This window comes from Pseudomonas sp. MM211, from assembly GCF_020386635.1.
Taxonomy (GTDB): domain Bacteria; phylum Pseudomonadota; class Gammaproteobacteria; order Pseudomonadales; family Pseudomonadaceae; genus Aquipseudomonas.
Window position 1 is genome coordinate 2,072,717 of sequence record NZ_CP081942.1, and the last position, 22,394, is coordinate 2,095,110.

At 62.4% G+C, this 22,394-nt stretch carries 19 protein-coding genes and 1 pseudogene; 11 read left to right on the forward strand and 9 right to left on the reverse strand.

Annotated elements, in window-relative coordinates; all coding sequences use genetic code 11:
* Positions 1-65: 65 nt before the first annotated feature.
* Genes K5Q02_RS09430 through K5Q02_RS09440 form a run of 3 tightly spaced genes read left to right on the forward strand, consistent with a single transcriptional unit; the run spans position 66 to position 3,625 of the window.
* The gene (locus K5Q02_RS09430; protein ID WP_225838550.1) at positions 66-725 is read left to right on the forward strand and encodes a paraquat-inducible protein A; all 660 of its coding nucleotides are present in this window, start codon (positions 66-68) and stop codon (positions 723-725) included.
* The gene (locus K5Q02_RS09435; RefSeq protein WP_225838551.1) at positions 712-1,335 is read left to right on the forward strand and encodes a paraquat-inducible protein A; all 624 of its coding nucleotides are present in this window, start codon (positions 712-714) and stop codon (positions 1,333-1,335) included. Before K5Q02_RS09430 ends, K5Q02_RS09435 begins: the two co-directional genes overlap by 14 nt.
* Positions 1,328-3,625 (forward strand): PqiB family protein, encoded by a 2,298-nt coding sequence (locus K5Q02_RS09440; RefSeq protein ID WP_225838553.1) that lies wholly within the window; start codon positions 1,328-1,330, stop codon positions 3,623-3,625. Before K5Q02_RS09435 ends, K5Q02_RS09440 begins: the two co-directional genes overlap by 8 nt.
* A gap of 60 nt (positions 3,626-3,685) precedes the next feature.
* Here K5Q02_RS09440 and mksF read toward each other — a convergent pair whose 3' ends face one another.
* The 3 genes from mksF to mksB form a co-directional block, all read right to left on the reverse strand.
* Positions 3,686-6,520 (reverse strand): Mks condensin complex protein MksF, encoded by a 2,835-nt coding sequence (gene mksF / locus K5Q02_RS09445; RefSeq protein WP_225838555.1) that lies wholly within the window; start codon positions 6,518-6,520, stop codon positions 3,686-3,688.
* Positions 6,517-7,212, reverse strand: a complete 696-nt coding sequence (gene mksE / locus K5Q02_RS09450; RefSeq protein WP_225838557.1) for an Mks condensin complex protein MksE — start codon at positions 7,210-7,212, stop codon at positions 6,517-6,519. The genes mksF and mksE overlap by 4 nt, the downstream gene beginning before the upstream one ends.
* A 72-nt stretch (positions 7,213-7,284) precedes the next feature.
* On the reverse strand, positions 7,285-8,529 hold the full coding sequence (gene mksB / locus K5Q02_RS09455; protein ID WP_225838559.1) for an Mks condensin complex protein MksB: 1,245 nt from the start codon (positions 8,527-8,529) through the stop codon (positions 7,285-7,287).
* 270 nt (positions 8,530-8,799) lie between these two features.
* Between mksB and K5Q02_RS09460 the strand changes: the two genes are divergently transcribed.
* Entirely contained in the window at positions 8,800-9,897 is a 1,098-nt protein-coding gene (locus tag K5Q02_RS09460) for a carboxynorspermidine decarboxylase (protein WP_225838560.1), read from the forward strand.
* Between the two features lie 197 nt (positions 9,898-10,094).
* The gene (locus K5Q02_RS09465) at positions 10,095-11,339 is read left to right on the forward strand and encodes a saccharopine dehydrogenase family protein (protein ID WP_225838562.1); all 1,245 of its coding nucleotides are present in this window, start codon (positions 10,095-10,097) and stop codon (positions 11,337-11,339) included.
* Between the two features lie 188 nt (positions 11,340-11,527).
* On the opposite strand, the gene K5Q02_RS09470 is transcribed toward K5Q02_RS09465, so the two are convergent.
* The 3 genes from K5Q02_RS09470 to K5Q02_RS09480 are packed head-to-tail and all read right to left on the reverse strand — an operon-like array spanning position 11,528 to position 14,563.
* Positions 11,528-12,835: a CitMHS family transporter gene (locus tag K5Q02_RS09470; RefSeq protein ID WP_225838564.1), complete on the reverse strand. Its 1,308-nt coding sequence runs from the start codon at positions 12,833-12,835 to the stop codon at positions 11,528-11,530.
* Between the two features lie 55 nt (positions 12,836-12,890).
* Complete coding sequence (locus K5Q02_RS09475) at positions 12,891-13,214, reverse strand: AtuA-related protein (RefSeq protein WP_225838565.1); 324 nt, start codon at positions 13,212-13,214, stop codon at positions 12,891-12,893.
* The gene (locus K5Q02_RS09480; RefSeq protein WP_225838567.1) at positions 13,214-14,563 is read right to left on the reverse strand and encodes an acyclic terpene utilization AtuA family protein; all 1,350 of its coding nucleotides are present in this window, start codon (positions 14,561-14,563) and stop codon (positions 13,214-13,216) included. Before K5Q02_RS09480 ends, K5Q02_RS09475 begins: the two co-directional genes overlap by 1 nt.
* A 371-nt stretch (positions 14,564-14,934) precedes the next feature.
* Here K5Q02_RS09480 and K5Q02_RS09485 point away from each other — a divergent pair, with 371 nt between their 5' ends.
* Positions 14,935-15,825 carry a LysR family transcriptional regulator gene (locus K5Q02_RS09485; RefSeq protein WP_225838568.1) on the forward strand — a complete coding sequence of 297 codons (891 nt, stop codon included), beginning with the start codon at positions 14,935-14,937 and terminating at the stop codon, positions 15,823-15,825.
* A 66-nt stretch (positions 15,826-15,891) separates the two neighbouring features.
* On the opposite strand, the gene K5Q02_RS24545 is transcribed toward K5Q02_RS09485, so the two are convergent.
* A complete protein-coding gene (locus K5Q02_RS24545) occupies positions 15,892-16,755 on the reverse strand; it encodes a methyl-accepting chemotaxis protein (RefSeq protein ID WP_442963996.1) in 864 nt (287 codons plus the stop codon).
* A gap of 39 nt (positions 16,756-16,794) precedes the next feature.
* Positions 16,795-17,517: pseudogene (locus K5Q02_RS24550) on the reverse strand (MCP four helix bundle domain-containing protein); the annotation flags it as partial.
* Between the two features lie 169 nt (positions 17,518-17,686).
* Here K5Q02_RS24550 and K5Q02_RS09495 point away from each other — a divergent pair.
* From K5Q02_RS09495 to rimI, 3 genes are all read left to right on the forward strand, one after another.
* Positions 17,687-18,820, forward strand: a complete 1,134-nt coding sequence (locus K5Q02_RS09495; RefSeq protein WP_225838572.1) for a lactonase family protein — start codon at positions 17,687-17,689, stop codon at positions 18,818-18,820.
* Between the two features lie 144 nt (positions 18,821-18,964).
* Positions 18,965-19,774, forward strand: a complete 810-nt coding sequence (locus tag K5Q02_RS09500; protein WP_225838575.1) for an energy transducer TonB — start codon at positions 18,965-18,967, stop codon at positions 19,772-19,774.
* Positions 19,771-20,223 (forward strand): ribosomal protein S18-alanine N-acetyltransferase, encoded by a 453-nt coding sequence (rimI, locus tag K5Q02_RS09505; protein ID WP_070881155.1) that lies wholly within the window; start codon positions 19,771-19,773, stop codon positions 20,221-20,223. Before K5Q02_RS09500 ends, rimI begins: the two co-directional genes overlap by 4 nt.
* 1 nt (position 20,224) lies before the next feature.
* Here rimI and K5Q02_RS09510 read toward each other — a convergent pair whose 3' ends face one another.
* On the reverse strand, positions 20,225-20,452 hold the full coding sequence (locus K5Q02_RS09510) for a hypothetical protein (RefSeq protein ID WP_225838577.1): 228 nt from the start codon (positions 20,450-20,452) through the stop codon (positions 20,225-20,227).
* Positions 20,453-20,628: 176 nt separating this feature from the next.
* Between K5Q02_RS09510 and can the strand changes: the two genes are divergently transcribed.
* Positions 20,629-21,270 (forward strand): carbonate dehydratase, encoded by a 642-nt coding sequence (gene can, locus K5Q02_RS09515; protein WP_225838579.1) that lies wholly within the window; start codon positions 20,629-20,631, stop codon positions 21,268-21,270.
* Positions 21,267-22,202 (forward strand): DMT family transporter, encoded by a 936-nt coding sequence (locus K5Q02_RS09520; protein ID WP_225838580.1) that lies wholly within the window; start codon positions 21,267-21,269, stop codon positions 22,200-22,202. Before can ends, K5Q02_RS09520 begins: the two co-directional genes overlap by 4 nt.
* Positions 22,203-22,394 lie beyond the last annotated feature (192 nt).

The following is a 22,394-nucleotide window of genomic DNA, read 5'->3' on the forward strand; positions in this document are numbered from 1 at the left end:
GCACAACTGTGCGCGGCTATCGGGGTCTCGTTTAGAATGGTTCGATCCCTTCGAGAATTCCATCCATGCCCCAGTCGGCCGAGCAGCAGTCGTTAGCTGAAGTACCTCTGACGGAGTTGGTCGCATGTCATGAATGCGATCTGCTCATGCGCAAGCCGCACATCGGGGATGGTGAGAGCGTCGAATGCCCGCGTTGTGGCTATGAGCTCTACAACCACCGGCATCAGGTGGTGCGCCGCAGCATGGCTCTGGTTCTGGCCGCGCTTCTGCTGTACGTCCCTGCGAATTTTCTGCCGATCATGCATCTGACCCTGCTGGGGCAAACCGCCAATGACACGGTGTGGAGCGGAGTGCTCGGTCTGTACAACAGTGGCATGCAAAGCATCGCCGTGGTGGTGTTCCTGTGCAGCATGGCGGTGCCGCTGCTCAAGCTGCTCTGTCAGCTGTTGGTACTCCTGAGCATCAGCCTGAAAGTTGGCCGTGGCTACGGGTTGCTGCTGTACCGTATTTATCACCATATGCGCGAGTGGGGCATGCTCGAGGTTTACCTGATGGGCATTCTGGTTTCCATCGTCAAACTGGCCGATATCGCAGCCTTGTCGCTGGGCTTTGGCCTGGTCTGTTTCATTGCACTGCTGTTGGTGCAGGTCTGGTTGGAGGTGACGATGTCGCCTCACCAGATCTGGGAAGCCCTGGCGGGGGAGGATATCAGTGCGCGCCATTGATGCCGGGCTGCTGATCTGCCACGAATGCCACCAGCTCAATCGCCACGAGCCCGAAGTGAAGCGGCAGTTCTGTTCGCGCTGTGGCGGACGGGTACATCCACGCCAGCCCAATAGCCTGGCACGTACCTGGGCGTTGCTGATCACCGCCGCCATTCTCTACATTCCCGCGAACATACTACCGATCATGACGATCAACTCCCTTGGCAAGGGCCAGCCAGACACCATCATGTCCGGTGTCATTACCCTTGTCGGTCATGGCATGTTGCCGATTGCGGCGGTAGTGTTCATCGCCAGTATCGTGGTGCCGACCTTCAAGTTGGTCGGGATCGGCCTGCTGCTCTATTCGGTGCAGCGCCATCAGCCGATGTCGGCTCGCCAACGAATTTTGATGTACCGCTTCATCGAATGGATCGGGCGCTGGTCGATGCTGGATATCTTTGTCATCGCCATTCTGGTGGCGGTGGTCAGATTCGGCAGTCTGGCGAGCGTCGAGCCTGGGATGGGAGCGGTGGCTTTCGCCAGTGTGGTGATTCTGACCATGCTGGCAGCACTGACCTTCGACCCTCGATTGATTTGGGATAACACGGAATCGGATGACGACCATGAATGATCTGCCCACGGCCAGGACGCGTCCGGCTTCCAACTGGTCTGCGATATGGGTGCTGCCGCTGATTGCTTTACTGATCGGTGGCTGGCTGGGCTGGCGTGCCTACAGTGAGGCGGGCATCGAGATTCAGGTGGTATTCGCCAGCGGTGAAGGCATCGAGGCCGGCAAGACCGAGGTGGTCTACAAAGGCATGTCGATCGGCAAGGTATCGAGCCTGACCCTGGATCAGAGTGAGAAGCAGCGCGGAGTGATCGCCACGCTGGAGATGAGCAAAGACGTCGAGTACCAGTTGCGTTCTGGTACGCGCTTCTGGCTGGTCAAACCGAGCGTTAGCCTCGCGGGTATCACTGGGCTGGAGACGCTGGTTTCCGGGAACTACATCTCCGTTAGTCCAGGAACCGGTGAGCCGACCTATGATTTTCAGGCGCTGCCTCAGGCACCTCCTCTATCGGATGAGCAGCCCGGCCTGCACCTGATCCTCAAGGCCGAGCGACTTGGCTCGCTGAACCGTGACAGTCCTGTGTTCTACAAGCAGATCCAGGTCGGTCGAGTAAAAAGCTATGAGCTCGCCAATGACCAGACTTCGGTCGATGTGAAGGTATTCATCGAGCCGGCCTATGCCGACCTCGTGCGCAAACATACGCGTTTCTGGAACGCCAGCGGCATCAGCATCGATGCCAATTTCTCGGGAGTGAAGGTTCGTAGCGAGTCCCTGGCCAGCATCGTGGCGGGCGGCATCGCCTTTGCGACGCCGGAGCACCGCAAGGACAGCCCGCCCACCGATCCGAGCAAACCCTTCCGGCTTTATGAGGACTTCGATGCCGCGCAGGCGGGCATCAAGGCCGTGGTCAAATTGACCGATTTCGAGGGCCTGCAGGCCGGGCGTACACCTGTGATGTACAAAGGCATTCAGGCCGGTACGTTGAAGAACCTGAAAGTCGATCCAGATTTGAAGAGTGCCACGGCGGAATTGGCCATGGATCCCCTGGCTGAGGATTACCTGGTTGAAGGCAGCCAGTTCTGGGTGGTCAAACCGTCGATCTCGCTGGCAGGCATTACCGGTATCGAGGCGCTGGTCAAAGGTAACTACATCGCCATTCGCCCCGGTGAGCTGGGCGGTGCGCCACGTCGCGAGTTCGTTGCACGGGCCAAGGCGCCGCCGCTGGATCTAGGTTCCGAAGGACTGCACCTGGTGCTGTTCAGCGATACGCTCGGCTCAGTGGACGTGGGCAGCCCGATTCTCTACCGACAGATGAAAGTGGGGACGGTGCAGAGCTTCCAGTTGTCGCGGGACAACAAGCAGGTCGTGCTCGGCGTGCATATCGAGCCCGAATACGCCGGGCTGGTGAATCGAACCACGCGCTTCTGGAATGTCAGCGGCATCACCTTGAAGGGTGGTTTGTCCGGCATCGAGGTCAAGAGCGAATCGCTGCAGACCCTCATGTCGGGAGGCATTGCCTTCGAGACCGATGACCTGAAGGCTCCGGCTGAGCAAAAGCGCGTGCAGCGCTTCAACCTGTTTGCCGACCAGGAAGCGGCCAGGCAGGAAGGCGATGTAATCAGCATTCGCGTGGAGCGTGGCGACGGCATGTCGCCGGGTACCGCCATCCGCTTCAAGGGGCTGGATATCGGCAAGATCGAGCGGGTCGAGCTGACCGACGACCTGCAAGCGGTCACTCTGCATGGGCGCATAACCACTGCGACTCGGCAGGTGCTGCGCCCTGGGTCGCGTTTCTGGGTGGTCAAGCCGGAAGTCAGTTTGAGCGGCGCGCAGAATCTCGACACGCTGATCGGCGGCCAATACATCGAGGTGCTGCCATCGGAGCAGAAAGATGGCCGGCAGAACCAGTTCGTTGCGCTCAAGAGCGCTCCCGAGCAGGTGATCGACGAGCCGGGGCTGCGCCTGGTGTTGAGCGCCGCGAGGCGTGGCTCTCTGAAGGCCGGTGCGCCGGTCACCTACCGCGAGATTCAGGTTGGCAAAGTGACTAGCTACGAGCTGGGAGCCACTGCAGATCGAGTGCTGATCCAGATTCTTATCGAGCCGCGTTATGCCGGATTGGTGAAGACCGGTAGCCGCTTCTGGAACAGCTCGGGGTTCGGTGTCGATATCGGCTTGTTCAAAGGCATGACGGTGCGCACCGAGTCGCTGGAAACCTTGGTCGCAGGTGGCGTCGCCTTCGCAACGCCAGATACCGAGAGCAATACCGCCAGGCCTGGACAGACCTTTGCGTTGTTCGACGAGTATCAGCCGGAGTGGCTGGAGTGGGCGCCGAAAATAGCCCTGCCCAGATAAGCGTCACTGAATGCAAAAGGCCCGCGTAAAAACGCGGGCCTTTTGTTTTGTGCAGCGCTATCAGGCCGGCTCGGTTGCACCCTGCTCGCTGTTTGCCGGTGCTTCGGTTTGCTCGCGGCGTTTGATGTACTTCCAGTCGGCTTCGTCGATGTAGATGCCGTTCGGCCCGCTGCCACCTTCCAGGTCGATGGCCACGGTGGCCGAGACCTGGGGTTTCACCGAGGCGAGAATCGGCACGAAACCGAGCTGCAGGCTGGTCTCGATCAGCGCCTGCTGGTTGCGCTCGTCGATGTCCGCTGCCTCGTCGAGGTAGTAGGGCAGGCGTACACGGCCGGCCTGATCGCGATCCATCAGGTGCAGCAGCAGGTACATGTTGGTCAGCGCTTTGATGGTCATCGTGGTGCCGTTGGAAGCAGCGCCGTCGATGTCGGTGTGGATCACCGGCTGGCCGTGTACCTTGGTGATTTCGAAGGCCAGCTCGAAGAGATCCTTGAGGCCCAGTTGGTTGCCGTTGGCAGCCACCAGGCGCGACAGGTAGTCCTTGGCTTCTTCGTTCTTCACATCCTGCTCGCTGCTCTGTTGCAGGTCGAATACCGACAGGGTTTCGCCTTCTTCGTACTGACCGGCGCTGTGGATGATCTGATCGATATGCCGCAGGGCATCCTTGTTCGGCGCGAGGACGATGCGGAAACTCTGCAGGTTGGAAACCTGACGCTTGTTGATCTCACGGTTGAACAGTGCCAACTGGTGCTCGAGGTTGTCGTAGTCGCTGCGGATGTTGCGCAGGGTCCGGGCGATGTCGGTCACTGCTGCACGGCGCGCCTTGGCCAGGGTCAGGGCCTCGTCCTGGCGGTGGGCGTAGGCGTTGACCAGCAGTTTCAGGCGACGCTCCATGTCGTCTTCGCTGTCGAACTTGGCGACGCCCTTGAGGCGCACCTGGGCGTACAGCGCCTCGATCTGCCCGTCGCTGCGTTGCAGACCCTGCCAAGTGTCCTGGTAGTCGTTGAGCAGCGGCAGCAGGTTGTCCAGTGAGTCGTCGACCGGCTCCATGTAAGGGGTGCCGAAGGGCAGGTCGGCAGGCAGCAACTGGCGACGGCGCAGGGCGTCTTCCAGCGTGCGCTCCTTGGCCTCCAGGTCGGCGATCTGACGGCCGATCAGTTGCAGCTTGGCGGACAGTTGCTGGACGCGCTCGGTGAAGGCATCACTGGCACGCTTGAGTTCGTCCTGGGCGCCTTCCAGCTGGGCGAGTTTTTCCAGCTTGCCGTCTTCCTCGGCAGTCAGCGTCTGGCTGCGACGGAAGTCTTCCAGCGCCTTCTGGGCGTCGAGTACGGCCTGGTACAGTTGTTCGGCCTGGGCCTTGCTGGCGGCGCGGTCGGCTGCCACCGACTGCTGGGTCTTGAGCTGCTTGTATTCGCGGTCGAGGCGATCCTTCTGATCGCGCAGGGCGGCGCGGTCGGCCAGGGCCTGCAGGGCAGGCGGCTCGATGTTCGAAAGGTCGATATCCAGACCGGGCACCTGGAAGTGCTCGCCCTTGAAACTGTCGAGAATCGCTTCCAGGGATTTGACCCACACGTCGCCGTCGTCGAGCTGAATGCCCTTCTCGCCCAGCGGCAGGCTGAACAACTGGCCGTTGAACAGGCGCATCAGGCGATCGACGTCAGCCTGGGAGAACTCTTCGCGCAGGCGCGAGTAGCTGTTGTTGTCGGCGTGGTCGAGCTGCTGCTTGACCGACTTGAGGCGTTTTTCCAGATCGCGCAGACGTTCGTCCAGGTCTTCGCTGGAGAACTGACGGGACTGAGCCAGAGCGCCGGCCAGTTCGTCGTGGGCATCCTTGGCGGCCAGCAACTGGGCCTCCAGTACCTTGACGTCGTCGACCAGGGCGAAGCGGTTCTTCAGCACCGCCAGTTCACCGAGCCAGCGCTGGATCTCGCTGATCTCGCGCTCCATGCGCATCAGTTCCTGGGTGCCGCCGCGCTGATCGTTCTGCAGGCCATCCTGCTCGTTACGGTAGTGCTCGGCCTGGATCACCAGCTCTTCCTTGCGGGCATCGGCGTAGTCGTGCCAGGTGCCGAGCAACGAGTCGAGCAGCGGCGACAGGCGATGCAGCTTGCCGCGCAGGTGTTCGCGCTGGTTCACGCCGGATGCCAGGGCCTCGATCAGCGGGCCGGCGGTGACCAGCGCCTGGTAGTCCTGCTCCATGCGGCGCACGTCGCGGAACGCTTCTTCGGTGGCGGCGATGTAGTCGACGCTGCCGGAGCGCAGGCTGTGCTCGAAGGCATCGAGGAACAGCTGCTTGAGCTTGGCGGCGGTGATCTCGCGCATGTGCAGCAGGTTGATGAACAGCGCGCGGAAGGTTTTCAGGCTCTGCTCGCTGGTCGAGCGCAGCGGAATCAGGGTCAGATCCAGCGGGATGCTGGTGTGCCCGCCGACCAGCAGCCGGCGCAGTTCGTCGGGCTTGAGCTCATAGGCGGTGATGCCGGCCTGGCCGAGGTTCTTGAACAGCTCGCGCTGACGCAGGCAGGTGCCGCCCTGCTGGTAGTGATCCAGATCCAGCTCGCCCGCATAGGCGAAGAACTGGTGGCCGAAGCCGCCACCGGGGCCGCGCCCAGCCACACCGATTACGTGGGGGCCGTGAGGCAGGGCGACTTCGACGAGGATGTAGCTGGTGTCGGTGGCGAAGTAGAACTTGCGCGACTGCTCCAGGCTGTACTTGCCGAAGCTCATGTCCGACATGCGCGCCAGAATCGGAAACTGCAGGGCGTTGATCGACGCCGATTTGCCGAGGTTGTTGGCGCCATACACCGACAGCGGGTTTTCCAGCGGAAACAGGCCGAGGCTGTAGCCGGCGGTGTTCAGTAGAGCGAAGCGGCGGATGCCGTAGCGTTCCTGGGTCATGCGTCTTGCTCCTGTGCAGCGCGCTCTTCAGCCAGGGCGCGGGCCATGGCTTCTTCCTCGGATTCTTCGACGGCATCGTCGAGGGTGATGATCGGGTCACCACTGTCATCGTCGATCAGTATCGGGGCCGGCAGCGGCAGGTCGGTGCTGTGCAGGCTGGCGGCCAGGTCTCGGTCGTGCTGCACGGCCAGGCAGACGTCGAGGAAACGATGCATCGGCGGCAGGAAGCGGTACACGCCGTTGCTGTCTTCGGCGAAGCCGAGTTGGGTGAGGCGGCGGATGACCTTGTCTTCCAGCTCTTCATGGGTGGTGACTTCGGCCTGCAGAAACAGGTCGCGGTACTTGTCGAGCAGGGCCGGCAATTCATCGCGACCGATGCTGCCGCCGTCAAGCACCGACAGCGGGTCACGACCCTGATCGGCCAGGTGCTCGACCAGGATGAAGGTGAACAGCGCCAGGCGCTGGGCGGTCTTGTTGACCTGCGGCGCGGCCTGTTCCGGTACAAAGTAGTAGAAGCCGCGTGGGTCGCACACCAGCTCGAAGCCCAGGGCGCGGAACAGGGCGCGATACTGATCCTGCATGCTCGACAGCTGGGCGTAGCACTCGGGCTCGCTGCGGGAGATGTGGTAGCCCTTGAACAGGTCGCGGAAAGCGGCCGCGAGCTGGGTCATTTCTTTCAGGTCGATATTCATGTGCGGTGCTCGTTGGCAGCTGGAGCCTGGGCTACAGCCGAGAATTCGTGATGGCCGGTGGTGGACGAGGGGCTAGGCACTCGGGCGACCCACCAGGGCATAGGAGCTGATACTGATCTCGTGCTCGCGGGTCAGATAGACCTGGCGCTCCAGGCGATCGCGCTGGAAGCGGCCTTCGCGCGACAGGCGCGAGAACCAGTAGAGCAGTTCGTCGGTGGCGCCTTCGGGCTCCTGTTCCAGCAGCCAGGTCATCAGATCCGGCAGCGGCAGTGACTGTTCGCAGCGGTCGATCATTTCCCGGGCGGTTTTCGGTGCCCGTGGGCTGTCGCCCTTGCGCTTGCCGCTGGCCTTCGGGAAATGATTGGGCTTGGCCTCGAAGCGAGCCAGGGCATACACATAAGCCTCGACCTGGGACGCGCTGCCGAGGAAGTTGCTCTGCGGACGGGTGAACATCGGCATGGCTGCCTGTGGCACCGCCTCGATGCCCTTCTTGCGGATTACCGACAGGGCCAACGCAGCGCCGCGGGTCACGGCGTTGTGGCGACGTGCTTCCTCGCGCAGCGGCAGCAGCAGCTCGCGGGCCTTGCGCAGGGTCAACTGGGCGGTGGTCTGCATTTCCAGGATGCGCGCGTGGGTGCGCAGCAGCAGGTCATCATCGACCAGTTGGCCGAGGCGCTGCTGTTCGCCGAGCAGCTTGAGCAGCACCTGCTCGACGCGGCGCACACCCTGCTCGAAGGCGCCGTCGGCGGCGACCAGCTGGATCATCGGTTCGACATACTCGTCCCAGGTAGCCAGCACTTCGGCGTAGCGCTGGCGCAGCGGGATCTGCCGGTCACTGGTCTTGGCCCGTTCGGCCACGCCTACCAGTGCCTGCTCATCGTTGCCGAGCTTCTTCAGGACGTCGCGAACGCGCATGTCGAGCAGGCGCAACTGACGGGCCAGGTCGTTGCCGTCACGTATCTCGAAGGCATCCTGGATATAGCCCGCCAGGCGCTCGAGATGGCGCAGGTAGGCTTCGATTTCCAGGCACAGACCGAGGCGATGCTCACGACGCAGGTAGGCGAGAAAGTCGTGAATCTGCGCGTTGAGCTCGAAGCGGTTGGGGCTCTTGGCCACCGGCACCAGGATGTCCAGGCGGATCCACTGGTCGAGCAGCGCGGTGACGTCCACCGCGGTACTTTGCGGCGGTAACTGCGCGGTGAGCTGCTTGCGCAGATCCACCAGGCTCAGGGTGCCGCTGTCGAAGCTTTCGCAGAGTGGTTCGAGCAGCGCCCAGTGCTCGGCAAGGGCGCGCAATACGCGTTTGGGATCGATCATCGCGGGGCTGTCGCTCGATTTCGAAAAAACGCCAATTGTACGGGAAAGCGGCACGTCGCTGCATTGTCACGCAGCCGTCATCGCCGGTGGGCATGCTCGGCGGCGAATCGGCTGAACGGCGCTGCTCCGGTCGCGGCCTGAAATATCCGTAAATGGACAAAATATGCTCAGCGGTCTTTCGATCTGTGGCGGTTGTCGGCACAATTCGCGTCCGCTTTTTTCAGGAGGCTGGCGGGCTCCTGTTGGCCGACCTTTATTACGGACTGCGCAATGATCAAAACGCCGTACTACCTCATCGACAAACAGAAGCTGCTGGGCAACATGGAGAAGATCGCCTACGTGCGTGAACACTCCGGTGCCAAGGCGCTGCTGGCGCTCAAGTGCTTCGCCACCTGGTCGGTCTTCGACCTGATGCAGCAGTACATGGATGGCACCACGTCCAGCTCGCTCTACGAGCTCAAGCTCGGTCGCCAGAAGTTCGCCGGCGAGACCCACGCCTACAGCGTGGCCTGGGCCGACGACGAGATCGAGGAGATGCTGGCCAACTGCGACAAGATCATCTTCAACTCCATCGGCCAGCTCGAGCGTTTCACTGAGGCGTCCGAAGGCAAGGTGCGTGGCCTGCGCGTGAACCCGCAGGTGAGCAGCTCGGATTATCTGCTGGCCGACCCGGCACGTCCGTTCAGCCGCCTGGGCGAGTGGGATCCGGCGAAGATCGAAGCGGTCATCGGGCAGATCTCCGGCTTCATGTTCCACAACAACTGCGAGAACGGCGACTTCGGCCTGTTCGATCAGATGCTCAGCCACATCGAAGAGCGCTTCGGCCACCTGCTGCACAAGGTCGAGTGGGTCAGTCTCGGTGGCGGCATCCACTTCACCGGCGAAGGTTATGCGCTGGACGCCTTCTGCGCGCGCCTCAAGGCGTTCTCCGAGAAGTACGGCGTGCAGGTCTATCTGGAGCCAGGCGAAGCGGCTATCACCGGCAGCGCATCGCTGGAAGTCACCGTGCTCGACACCCTCTACAACGGCAAGCACCTGGCCGTGGTCGACAGCTCCATCGAAGCGCACATGCTCGACCTGCTGATCTATCGCCTCAACGCCAAGCTGGCGCCCAGCGAGGGTGAGCACACCTACATGGTGTGCGGTAAATCCTGCCTGGCCGGCGATATCTTCGGCGAGTACGGGTTCGAGAAACCGCTGCAGATCGGTGATCGCCTGTCGTTCGTCGATGCGGCCGGTTACACCATGGTCAAAAAGAACTGGTTCAACGGCCTGAAGATGCCGGCCATCGTGGTCAAGCAACTTGATGGCAGTGTCGAGGTGGTACGTGAATTCGGTTTCGACGATTACCTGTCGAGCCTTTCGTAATACCGCAATTTGTTGTTCGTAGGATGGGTCGAGGAGCGCAGCGACGATACCCATCACGGTGATCGCCGCTGGCTTCGATGGGTATCGCTTCGCTCGATCCATCCTACGGCTACGACAGCCTGACTTGCGAGGCCGCGAGCAGGCCATTGATAACGCAGTAACTGACTCAGCAACGCAGTATCCTGGAGGTGAAACAATTGAAGAAGAACGTCCTTATCATTGGTGCAGGAGGTGTCGCCAAGGTGGTGGCCCACAAGTGCGCGCAGCACAACGACGAACTCGGTCGTATTGCCATCGCGTCACGGAACATCTCCAAATGCCAGGCCATCATCGATAGCGTCAAGGCCAAGGGTAGCCTCAAGGTTGCCGCTGACATCCAGGCCTTCTCGCTCAATGCATTGGATATCGAGGCGACCAAGGCGCTGATCCGCGAGACCGAATCGCAGATCGTCATCAACGTCGGTTCCGCCTTCCTCAACATGTCGGTGCTGCGTGCCTGCATCGATACCGGCGTGGCCTATCTGGACACCGCCATTCACGAAGAGCCGGGCAAGATCTGCGAAACCCCGCCCTGGTACGGCAACTACGAGTGGAAACACCTCGAGGAATGCCTGCAGAAGAACATCACGGCCATTCTCGGCGTCGGTTTCGACCCAGGTGTGGTTAACGCCTATGCAGCCCTGGCCCAGCAAGAGCATTTCGACAAGATCGAGTCGATCGACATCCTCGACGTCAATGCCGGCAGCCATGGCAAGTATTTCGCGACCAATTTCGACCCGGAAATCAATTTCCGCGAGTTCACCGGGCAGGTGTACAGCTGGCAGAACAGCCAGTGGACGACCAACACCATGTTCGAGGTCAAGCGCACCGACGACTTGCCCGTTGTTGGCGAGCAGAACCTGTACCTGACCGGTCACGATGAAGTGCACTCGATCTCCAAGAACCTCAACGTGCCCAACGTGCGTTTCTGGATGAGCTTCGGCGAGCACTACATCAACGTGTTCACCGTGCTGAAGAACCTTGGCCTGCTCTCCGAACAACCGGTAACCACAGCAGAGGGTCTGCAAGTCGTGCCGCTGAAAGTGGTCAAGGCCGTGCTGCCTGATCCCGCCTCGCTGGCGCCGGGCTACACCGGCAAGACCTGCATCGGTGATCTGGTCAAAGGCACCAAGAATGGCCAGCCGCGCGAAGTGTTCATCTACAACGTGGCCGACCATGAAGAAGCCTATGCCGAGACCGACAGCCAGGGCATCTCCTACACCGCAGGCGTACCACCGGTGGCGGCAGCCCTGTTGGTCGCTCGTGGCGAGTGGGACGTGCAGCGCATGGTCAACGTCGAGGAGCTGCCGGCTCAGCCATTCCTCAAGGCGCTGGATGTGATGGGCTTGCCGACGCGCATCAAGGATGAGCACGGCGACCGTGCGTGGGATCAGGCGCTGTAAGACGCGCTGGTTTAATTGCTGCAAAAAAGGATCGCCTCGGCGATCCTTTTTCATTTCCACGCCCTGCAAGATCACCACGATCCTGTAGGAGCCGGCTTGCCGGCGAATGGCGGCTATGACGCCAATACCGACATAGCCTGCCACCGCATCGCCCGCAAGCGGGCTCCTACGGATTCGCGCGAACTCGTCTAGACCGTCACCACTCCCAGCAGCACGGCCGAGGCCAGCATGATCAGGCTGATGCCCCAGGCCCACAGCACGGTATAGCGAATGTGCTTGTACAGCTCGACGCCGGCCAGGCCGATGGCCAGGTACACGCTGGGCACCACCGGGCTGACGCCGAAACCGGTGTTTTCGCCGATCAGCATGGCACTGGCCACAGCTGCCGGATCGACACCAGCCGCTACCGCGACATCACGAATCACGGGCAGTAGTGCGAAGTAGTAAGCATCCGGCGAGAACAGCATGCCCAGCGGCACGCCAAAGGCGCCGATGATCACGTGAATCCAGTTGGCCGAGCCTTCGGGCAGCACGTTGATCATCCAGTGGGCCATGCCGTCGGACATGCCGGCGCCGGCCAGTACCCCGAGCAGGATGCCGGCAGCGAGCATCACCAGGGCCATTTGCATGGCATCGGTGGCGTGTGCGCGCAGGGCGCGGTTCTGTTCGTCCAGGCTTGGATAGTTGAGCAGCAGCGCTACACCCAAACCAACCATGAAGCAGGCGAACAGCGGGAAGGCGCCGGTGAACAGGCAGGCCAGAATGCCCGCGGTCAGCGCCAGGTTGGCCCAGTAGCGCCAGGTGTTGGGGGCGAGCATTTGCGAGGTGTCGGGCTGTGGCGCGTCGGCTGGTTCGCTGTCGGCGATCACCCCGCCGCTGGCGGCGAAGCTGCGTTGCGCGCGCAGGCCGAGAAATACCGCCAGCGACATGACCAGGGCGAGGCCGATGGCCTGAATCGGGATCAGCGATATCCACAACTGCGAAGCATCCAGCCCGGACACCGCGGCAGCGCGCGTGGTGGTGCCGCCCCAGGGCACCATGTTCATCACCCCGGCGCTGAGCACCACCAGGCACAGCAGCATCTGCCGGCTCATGCCCAAGCGCAGGTACAGCGGCAGCAGGGCGGGAATCACCAGCAGAAAGGTGGCGGCGCCGATGCCGTCCAGGTGAGTGACCGCCGTCACCGCGACGGTAACGATGGCGACCGCCAGCGGGCGACCCTTGGTGCTCTTGAGCAGGAAGCGCACCAGCGGGTCGAACAGACCGCGATCACGCATGATGCCGAAGTAGAGAATGGCGAAGATGAATAGCGTGGCTGTGGGCGCCACGGTTTTCAGGCCTTCGGTGATGAATTTGCCAATTTCTGCAGGCGCGAAACCGGCCAGCAGGCAGGCGATGACCGGCAGGGTGACGAAGGCCACCAGTGGGGTTATGCGGCGCATCAGAATCAGGATGACGATGGCGAACATCAGGGTGAAGCCGAGGGCGGTGATCATGACGATCTCTCCGGTTTTATTATTGTTGGAGTCGCGGGTCTGGCGTTGCGTGAGTTCAGGAGGGCGCGGGCAGCCTCAGATCGAGCAGTGCATAGCTCAGGCTTTTGCCATGCCGGTCAATGCCGGGGCTGGCGTTGACGCCGCCTTCCAGCGCGTTCTCCACCACGAAATTGAGGCCGCCCAGATTCGGCAACTCATAACGGCGCACGCTGCCGATCCGCCGGTGAGCCAGGCAGCCCGCCACCCGCTCGCTGGTCAGCTCGGTGGCCAGCCAGGCGTAATGCGCCGGGTCATAGGCGAACACCGCCACGCTGAGGATGTTGCCCTTGTCGCCAGCGCGGGCGTGGGCGTAGTCGCATAGCAGTACCTTGTCGCTCATCAGAACCACTCCACCTGTTGCTGCACCGCGGTGCGAGGGATGAAGAAACTCGCCGTGCCCAGGGATTCGCTCAGGTGCCGGCGCACACCGCCGCCGCCCGCCGGGCCGTTGGTGTAGAGCGACTCGGCATCGAGCAGCAGGTTTTCCAGCAGGGCCTTGTCGTGGTCGACGAAGCTGATGCGCAGACGCACATCCTGCGGGTCCGCTGCTTCGGCCAGGCGCTGCTGTAGCCACTCGCCTCGCGCGTCGTTGAACAGGCTGGCGACGCCGATCAGGTCGATCCAGGGGGTTAGCCGCGGCGCCAGGCGGGCGCAGCGCTGCAGCAGAATGTCCCGGGCCAGGGCGGCGCGAGCGAGGGCGCCAGGCCCTGCGTAAGAGATTTCCGCCTCGGCAAACCATTTGCCACGCAGACCGACCAGCCCTTTCAGTTCGGCCGGGCGTGGATGACCACGTATGCCGTCGACCTCTACAAGATCACGACCGACCTGCCGCACTGTTGCCTGGCTCAGGTCCAGAGTCACGTCCGGGGTCAGGTAGGCGGCGGGGTCATGGACTTCATAGAGCAGCTGTTCCTTGACCGTGCGTTCGCTGACGCAGCCACCGGTGCCGGCGGCTTTGCCGATGGTCAAATGGCCGTCGGCCCTGATGCTGGCGATCGGGCAGCCGACGTTGGCCAGATCCGGTACGTCCTTGAGGCCCGGATGGGCGAAGTAGCCCCCGCTGACCTGGGTGCAGCATTCGAGTAAATGGCCAACCGCGGTGGCCAGGGCGATGCGATCCCAATCCTCGGCCTGCCAGCCGAAGGCATGGCGGAGCGGGCCAACCGCCAGGCTGGGGTCGGCCACGCGACCGCAGAGGACTATATCTGCACCCTCGTCGAGGGCCTGAACAATGCCGTCGGCACCGGTGTAGACGTTGACCGACACCACCTCGCCGTTGAGCGTCTCAGGCAACCAGCGTTGCAGCGCTTCACCCGAGTCGAGCAGATCGTCACCCAGTACGCAGGCAATTCGCGCCGCTGCGAATCGGCCATCCTGCAGTTGCTTGCGCAAGCGCCGGGCCGCAGCGCTGGGATTGGCTGCGCCGCCATTGGTGATGATCGGGATGCCGGCATCCAGGCAGATCTCCAGCACTGGCTCGAGAAAGTCGAACAGGCGGGTGGCGTAGCCGCTTTCAGCGTCGGCCAGGCGACGCAGCTGCGCCTCGGCCAGGGTGCGTTCGGCGAGCAGTTCGAAGAACAGGAAGCGGCGGCCGTCGCGAGCGGCCAGGTCGCTCGCCAATGCTAGGGCGGCATCGGGCCGATCATTGGCGAAGCCTGCCCCACAACCGATATGGACTGTTGTCATCATTATTGATCCAGGTCGAGGTTAAGGGTCTGTTGACGTTTCAGCGCGAGCCACGTTGCCGCGAGAAATCTCGCCAAGTGAGGCGGAGGACGCAGGGAATGGCGTTCCCTTTTCAAGTCCTCCAATGACGCATGGCGAGATTTCCCGCGCAACCCGCAGGGCCGGGCTCGTTTTGCCGCGATGCTGCGTTTCTCGCCGGCTCATTTAGCCCGCTAAACTTCGCGGCTCGTGCCTTGCCTCGCGGCAAAACGAGCACCGGCGTGGCCGTGCGTGAAACGTCAACAGACCCTTAGTGCAGCCTGCAGTGTCTGGATTTAGTTGTGAATTCGAAATGTGATATCAATTGATAAGTTAATTTTATAAAAGCGGTGATCATGGATATCAGCTTTCGCCAGCTTCAAGCCTTCGTGCTGATCGCCGAGCAGCGCAGCTTCAGTCGCGCTGCCGAGCAGATCCATCTGTCGCAACCGGCTCTCAGCTACAGCCTGCGCAAGCTGGAGGAGGCGCTGGGGCTGTCGCTGTTCGCGCGCAACACCCGCAGCGTGGAGCTGACCGAGGCCGGGGTGCGCTTTCTCGAGCAGGCTCGCCGCTTGCTGCGTGACATGCATAACGCGGTGCACGACGCCCATGAACAGCTGCACCTGCAGAGCGGTTCGCTGCGCATCGCGGTGCTGCCCTCGGTCGCCATCGAGCCGCTACCCCGGGTGCTGGTCGACTATCGCCAGCGCTATCCGGGGATCGAGATCAGCCTGCGCGATGGCCGCGCCGGGGAAATCCGTCAGTGGGTGAGCAACGCCGAAGTGGACTTCGCCATCACCTCGGTGGCGGAAGAACCCGGCGTGCTGGATTTTCAGCCCCTCTACAACGACAGCCTGGTGCTGCTGGTGCGAGGCCTGGCCAGGCTGCGTGGCGAAAAGCTGGTGGCTGCCCTGCAGGATCTCGAATACGTGGCCACCACCCGAGATACCAGCCTGCGCACCATGGCCGACCAGACCCTCGAACGCATGGGTCTGTTGCGCGAGCCCGCGTGGGAGGTCGCTTACATGAGCAGCGCTGCCGCTTTGGCGCGGGCAGGGCTGGGCTATGCGCTGCTGCCGGCGAGCGTGGCGGACACCTTCAACGCCGATGGCAGTCTGTCCGTCCACCCGCTGCCGGCTGCACCGGCCCGTGGCATCGGCGTGCTACAGCGCAAACCCTGCTACCTGAGCCCGCCGGCCCAGGCTTTCGTCAGCCTGCTCAAGCAGCATGCTGGCGCGACCGTTTGAGCGACGCTCACCGTGATGAAGAAAAGGATCGCCGAGGCGATCCTTTTCTTTGGCCCCAGGTTTTGCTCAGACGCTGAAGCGCCCGACCAATCGGCTGAGATCCGCAGCCAGGCGCGACAACTCGTGGCTGGAGGCGCTGGTCTGGTGGGCGCCGGTGGCGGACTGTACCGACAGGTCACGGATGTTCACCAGGTTGCGGTCGACTTCACGGGCCACCTGAGCCTGCTCTTCCGCCGCGCTGGCGATCACCAGGTTGCGTTCGTACATCTCGCTGATCCCGTTGGTGATGTCGCTCAACGCCGTGCCAGCGCTCTGTGCCAGTTCGCGGGTTTCGCGAGCTTTGCTGGTGCTGGACTGCATGGAGGTGAGCGCCTGGCTGGCGCCGGTACGCATGCTGGAAACCATCTGCTCGATTTCCTGGGTGGAGTTCTGCGTACGATGGGCCAGCGCGCGCACTTCATCGGCCACCACTGCGAAGCCGCGCCCGGATTCACCGGCACGTGCCGCCTCGATAGCCGCGTTGAGCGCCAGCAGATTGGTCTGCTCGGCGATGGCGCGGATCACGTCCAGCACCTTGCCGATTTCCTGGGATTGCTCGGCCACGCGCTGCACCAGTGCCGAGGTACTTTCCACTTCGCCGGACAGGCCGCTGATGGCCGCGATGGTTTCCGAGACTCGGCTTTGCCCAACCTGGGCCGATTGGTTGGACGCCTTCGAGGCCTCCGAGGTGGATACCGCGTTACGCGCCACCTCGTCCACTGCCGCGCTCATTTCGTTGACGGCGGTGGCGGCCTGTTCGATCTCGTCGTTCTGCTGCTGCAGCCCACGACCGGCTTCCTCGGTCACCATGTTGAGCTCTTCGGCAGCCGCTGCCAGTTGCGTCGAGGAGCCGGAAATCTCCGCCAGGGTTTCACGCAGGCGCTGCTGCATCTGCGCCAGTGAGGTCTGCAACTGGCTGACCTCGTCGCTGCCGTCGACTTCGATGCGTTTGGTCAGGTCACCGTCAGCAACGTATTGCGCGGCCTGTACGGCATTCTTCAACGGCCCAACGATGCTGCGGGTCAGCAGCCAGGCCAGCAGCACGGTAATCAGTGCGGCAAGCACGATGACGGCGATGACCACCAGGCGCGACTGGGCATATTCATCCGCCGAAACCTTGCCTTCGTTTTCGATGCCCTTGCCGTAGATTTCGCCCAGCTCGGCCAGTTGTGCCCCGGTGCCATCGACGACCGGTTTCATGTCTACCAGCAGCAGCTTGTTCAGCGCTTGCCGATCACCGCTGCGCGCCAGTACGAAGGATTCACCCATACCCCGCTGATACGCGGCGAAGTCCTTGCGAAACTGGTCGTAGATGCGCTGCTCGTCCGGCGTATCGACGAAGGGCTCGAAGTCCTGGATGTTCTGCATCAGGATCTTGTTGCGTGCTTCGTACTGGCCGACATAGATGTCGATGTTCTTGGGATCGGGGTCGAGTGCCACGCGCAGGGAAATGGTGCGGATGCGCAGCATGTTTTCGCGAATGGTATCGACGGTACGGATGCTGGGCACCCAGTCGGTTTCGATGGTGGAGGCTCGGTCGCGAATGCTCGACATGGTGGTCAGCGAGAAAATGCCGAGGAAGGCCACCATCAGCGCGATCAAGCCAAACCCAAGGGCAGCTCGAGGAGCAATATTCAAATTGCGTAATGACATGAAGACCTCTTTGGTCGGCAGATATTGTTGTAATTAGCGTATCGGCGGCTGCCAGCCGTGCTTGAGCATGGTCAGCAGCAGGGTGTGTATGGGCGCGACCCTTGCCGTAATAATTGTGTGGTCATACGATGACTGACCACAATAATCACAACAGAAAGGCCACTCGACCATGTTCAAGCCGCTCCTGCTCGCTGCTGCGCTCACCTCGGCTCTTGCCGCACCGGCTCATGCCGCCACGACCTTCGCCTACATTTCCAGCCCCAACGACGGCCTGATTTCCCAGTACCGACTGGACGAAAGCAACGGTGCGATCTCGCTCGTCGAGCAGACGCAGGCAGGGGACAAGGTCAACCCGATGGCGCTTTCGCCCGACGGCAAGACGCTGTTCGCCGCACAACGCGTTGCGCCATTTACCGTGCTGGTTTACAGCATCGACGGCAAAACCGGGCAGCTGCACAAGCTCAGTCAGGCGCCGTTGGCTGACAGCCTGGCGTATCTGTCGACTGATCGTAGCGGGCGCTTTCTGATGGGCGCGTCCTATGGCGGTGCAGTGCTCACCGTTCAAGCCATTGATGCCGAGCAGCGTGTGTCGGACAAGGCCGAGGTCTACAAAACCGGCCCGTTCGCCCACTCGATCCGCAGCGATATCAGCGACCGCTTCGTGTATGCCGGCAACCTGGGCGTCGACAAGGTGCTGCAGTTCAGCCAGGACAAGAAAACCGGCGCGCTGACGCCCATCGGTGACGGCTTTGCCAGCACGGCTGCCAAAACCGGCCCGCGGCACATCGCGTTCTCGCCCAATGGCAAGTTCCTGTATGTGGTCGGTGAGCTCAGCGGCAGTGTCACGGGCTATGCCATCGACCCCGACACTGGCGCGCTGAAGCAGGTCAGCCTTGCCGAAGGTGTTCCCGAGAGCCTGGGGTTGGCCCGGGGCGAGGCCCGCAGCGCCGCTAACAACGACCTCAAGGACGACCCCACGCCGCGCATCTGGGCTGCTGATATTCGTCTGTCACCAGACGGCACGTTGCTGTACATCACCGAGCGCACCACCAGTTCTGTGTCTGCCTTCAAGGTCGACCCGCAGAGTGGTGGCCTGAGCTTTATCGGCAACTACCCGCTGAAGGAAAAGCAGCCGCGCAATATCGCTTTCTTTCCGAGCGGCAAGTGGCTGCTGGTGACCGGCGAGAAAAGCCAGACCGTGGGCAGCTATGCGATTGGCGATAACGGAAGCATCACACGGGTCGGTGAGGCGCCGGCGGGTGATGGCGCCTTGTGGATCGAGATCCTCCAGCCCAAGCCCTGATTACGGGCCGCTGCGCTATTCGGAAAGGATCGCTGCGGCGATCCTTTTTCTTTGCGGCCTGGTTGGATCATTGGGGCTACCCGCAGCAGCCGATTCACGCGACAATCAGCGCCCTCGAAAATCGAAGTGCCGGGTACCTGACGTTTGAACACCGAGCTGCGACGCCGCGCCTATCTGGATGCCATGCAAGTGGCCAGTTGGCTGCCCCGTGTCGAACTGCCTTTCGCGGCGCCTTCGCGGCCTGAGCTGCTGGTTTCTTTCGAGCCAGAGCCGGAGCCTGAAGCGGTCGTGGCACCTCAGGTGCAGACCAAGGCACCGGCAGCCGCTCCTGTGGTCGCGCCAGCGGCTAAAGAAGTGGTTCGCGAACGGCCACGCATCGAAGTACCCAAGCCCGGTTCTGCAACCAAGACCAGCGAGCCTGCGGCGACGGCCGAAATCAGTGCGCCTACGTCCCGCGAACGCCCAGCACCGCCACCGCGTTTCGCTCTGCAGTTGCTGCGTGCCGGCAGCTGTGCGCTGCTGGTCGAGCTGCCAACCGGCGAACCGTTCCAGAGCCGTGATCCGGCCTATTTGTTGCTCAAGGATCTGTTACGTGCCGCCGGCCTGCCAGACGCCCCGCAGATCATCGGCGAGCCGGTGCGCTGGCCATTGCTGGTGCGCGGCAATATGGATCAGGGGCCGCAGGCAGCCCTGGATTTCGTGCAGAGTTTCATTGGTGCGCGGCTGGAAGAGCAGGAGCCCTGTGCCTGCCTGTGGCTGATCGGTCTACCAGCGATTCGTTTCGCAGGCGACGCCGATGCAGAGGCCTACAACCGCGAGCTGCAGGTCGAAGAACTGGGCGCCGCCTGGGCGCTTCCGGGCCTTGAGCTGTTGATGGATGAGCCGCAGCGCAAACGCGAACTGTGGCAGGCCATGCAGCGGGTTCGCCGGCGCTGGCTGGAGGCATCGGCATGAGTGACGCGATCTCCTTCCGCCGCGCCACCGAGGCGGATATCGACGCCGTGCTGAAGATCGAATACGCCGCCTTCAGCCACCCCTGGACACGCGGCATTTTCCTCGACAGCCTGAAGTCCTACGAAGTCTGGCTGATGTTCGAAGGCAGCCAGCAGGTTGGCCACGGGGTGATCAACGTGATCATCGATGAGGCGCATCTGCTCAACATCACCGTCAAGCCGGAAAGCCAAGGCCGCGGGCTGGGCCTGCGCCTGCTCGAACATCTGATGGAGCGCGCCGCTCAGCTCAAGGCAGGGGAGTGCTTTCTCGAAGTGCGCTCCAGCAATCAATCTGCCTACCGCCTGTACGAGCGCTACGGCTTCAACGAGATTGGCCGGCGTCGCGACTACTACCCAGCCCCGGGCGGCCGTGAAGATGCATTGGTGATGGCCTGCACGCTGGTCGAATGACCTACCAGCGGCGTGCCTGACGGCGCAGCTCGCGCTCCTCATCGACCAGGCTCAGGTCGTATTCATCCGACAATAGTGGCGCCTTCTCAACGTCGTTGCGCCCATCGCCCGTGCTGGCCTCGCGCACTCTCCGGTGCGCAATGTCTTCCACTACGTCGCGGAGAATAGGTGGCTCGTTGAGCTTTTCGTCGCTCAGCGGTCTCTGGGTTTCCGGTGTCTTGTCAGTCATGACGAACTCCAAATCAGTCGATGGCTATAGGCAATGGACGGCTGTGCGTACCTAAAGATTCAGCCTTTCCTGCTCGGTGCCTTTGTCTGCGTCGCCTGGAGTGCATGGAAATCGCCTTGTCAAAAAGGGCGATGCATCCGTATGGTGCACATCGACATTTTCCGGGAGCCGCTGGCATGAGCGACCTCAAGCACCTGTTCGACAACAATGAGCGCTGGGCTGAAACCATCACCCACAATGACCCGGACTTCTTTCCCCGCCTGGCTCGCCAGCAGACACCGGAGTATCTGTGGATCGGCTGTTCGGATGCGCGCGTGCCGGCCAACGACATCGTTGGGCTGTTGCCCGGTGAGTTGTTCGTGCACCGTAATGTGGCGAATGTCGTGCTGCATACGGATCTCAACTGCCTGTCGGTAATCCAGTACGCAGTCGATGTGCTCAAGGTCAAACATATTCTGGTGACCGGCCACTACGGCTGTGGCGGCGTGCGTGCGGCTATGCACGATGAGCAATTCGGCCTGATCGATGGCTGGCTGCGCAATATCCGTGACCTCTACTACGAGCAGTATGAGCACCTGGCTTTGCTGGCTGACGAGGAAGCGCGCGTCGACCGCCTGTGCGAACTGAATGTGATGAAGCAGGTGGCCAACGTCAGCCGCACCAGCATCGTCCAGAATGCCTGGCACCGTGGCCAGCCGCTGTCGGTACATGGCTGCATCTATGGCCTGAAAGATGGTCGCTGGAAGGATCTCGACGTGACCGTCACCGGCGCCGAGCAACTACCCGAGCAGTTCCGCTTGCGCCCGCTGCAGTCATGAGCGCGAGCGTATCTTCACGCCAGTTGGCGATTGCCGGTGTGCTGGTGGCGGTGCTGTGCTGGGCTGGCAATGCTTTGGTGGCGCGGGCCTTCGCTGGAGAGATTCCGCCCCTGGCCCTGGCGTTTTGGCGCTGGAGTCTGGCGCTGGTCATCGTGCTGCCGTTCGTGGTGCTGCCGCTGTGGCGTCATCGCGCCGCCCTGCGACATGCCGGCTGGCGCCTGCTGGTCATCGCCGCGTTCGGCATCGCGGGCTACAACACCTTCCTGTACAGCGCTGCGCAGACCACTGAGGCGATCAACATCACTCTGGTCAACACCTGCATTCCGCTGATGACTTTCATCTGCGCCGGGCTGTTGCTTGGCGAGTGGCCGGCCCGCCGCGCCTGGTGGGGCATGGCCCTGGCCGTGCTGGGGCTGCTGGTGCTGATCTGCCGTGGCGACTGGCAGACCCTGGCCGGTCTGGCGTTCAACCGTGGCGACCTCATCATGCTGCTGGCGGTGCTCGACTGGGCGCTCTACACCGTACTGCTACGCCGCTGGGCTGCGTACCTGGCACCGATCCCGCCACTGGCGCTGCTGGGCATCTTCATGCTGCTCGGCGTGCCGCTGATCCTGCCGCTGTACCTCTACGAACTGGCCAGCGGCGCGCAATTGCTGGCGACTCCCGCCAACCTGGCCGCCATCGCTTACACCGCGGTGTTCGCTTCGCTGGTGGCGTATCTGGGCTGGAACCATGGCGTGAAGGTGCTCGGTGCATCGACAGCTGCCATGGGCAACTACCTGATGCCGGTATTCACCGCGATCCTCGGCTGGATCCTGCTGAACGAGGCCCTGCAGCTATTCCACTGGCTGGGCGGTGCGATGATTTTCGCCGGCCTGCTTATCGCGACACTGCCGAAGCGCTCACTACAGCCCGCAGGCCGAAGCTCATAGCGCGTAGGGTGGATGACGCTCTTTTCATCCACCATGACGATCCCCCGTTCAGAGTGCGGTTCAACAGCAGGGTGGGCTTCAGCCCACCAAGCTCGCAGCAGGCCTCACACCGATACACCTGGGAAACCGCTTCCCTGGGTATCGCTTCGCTCAACCCAGGCTACGAATCATGCGAGCTGTAGGGTGGGCCGG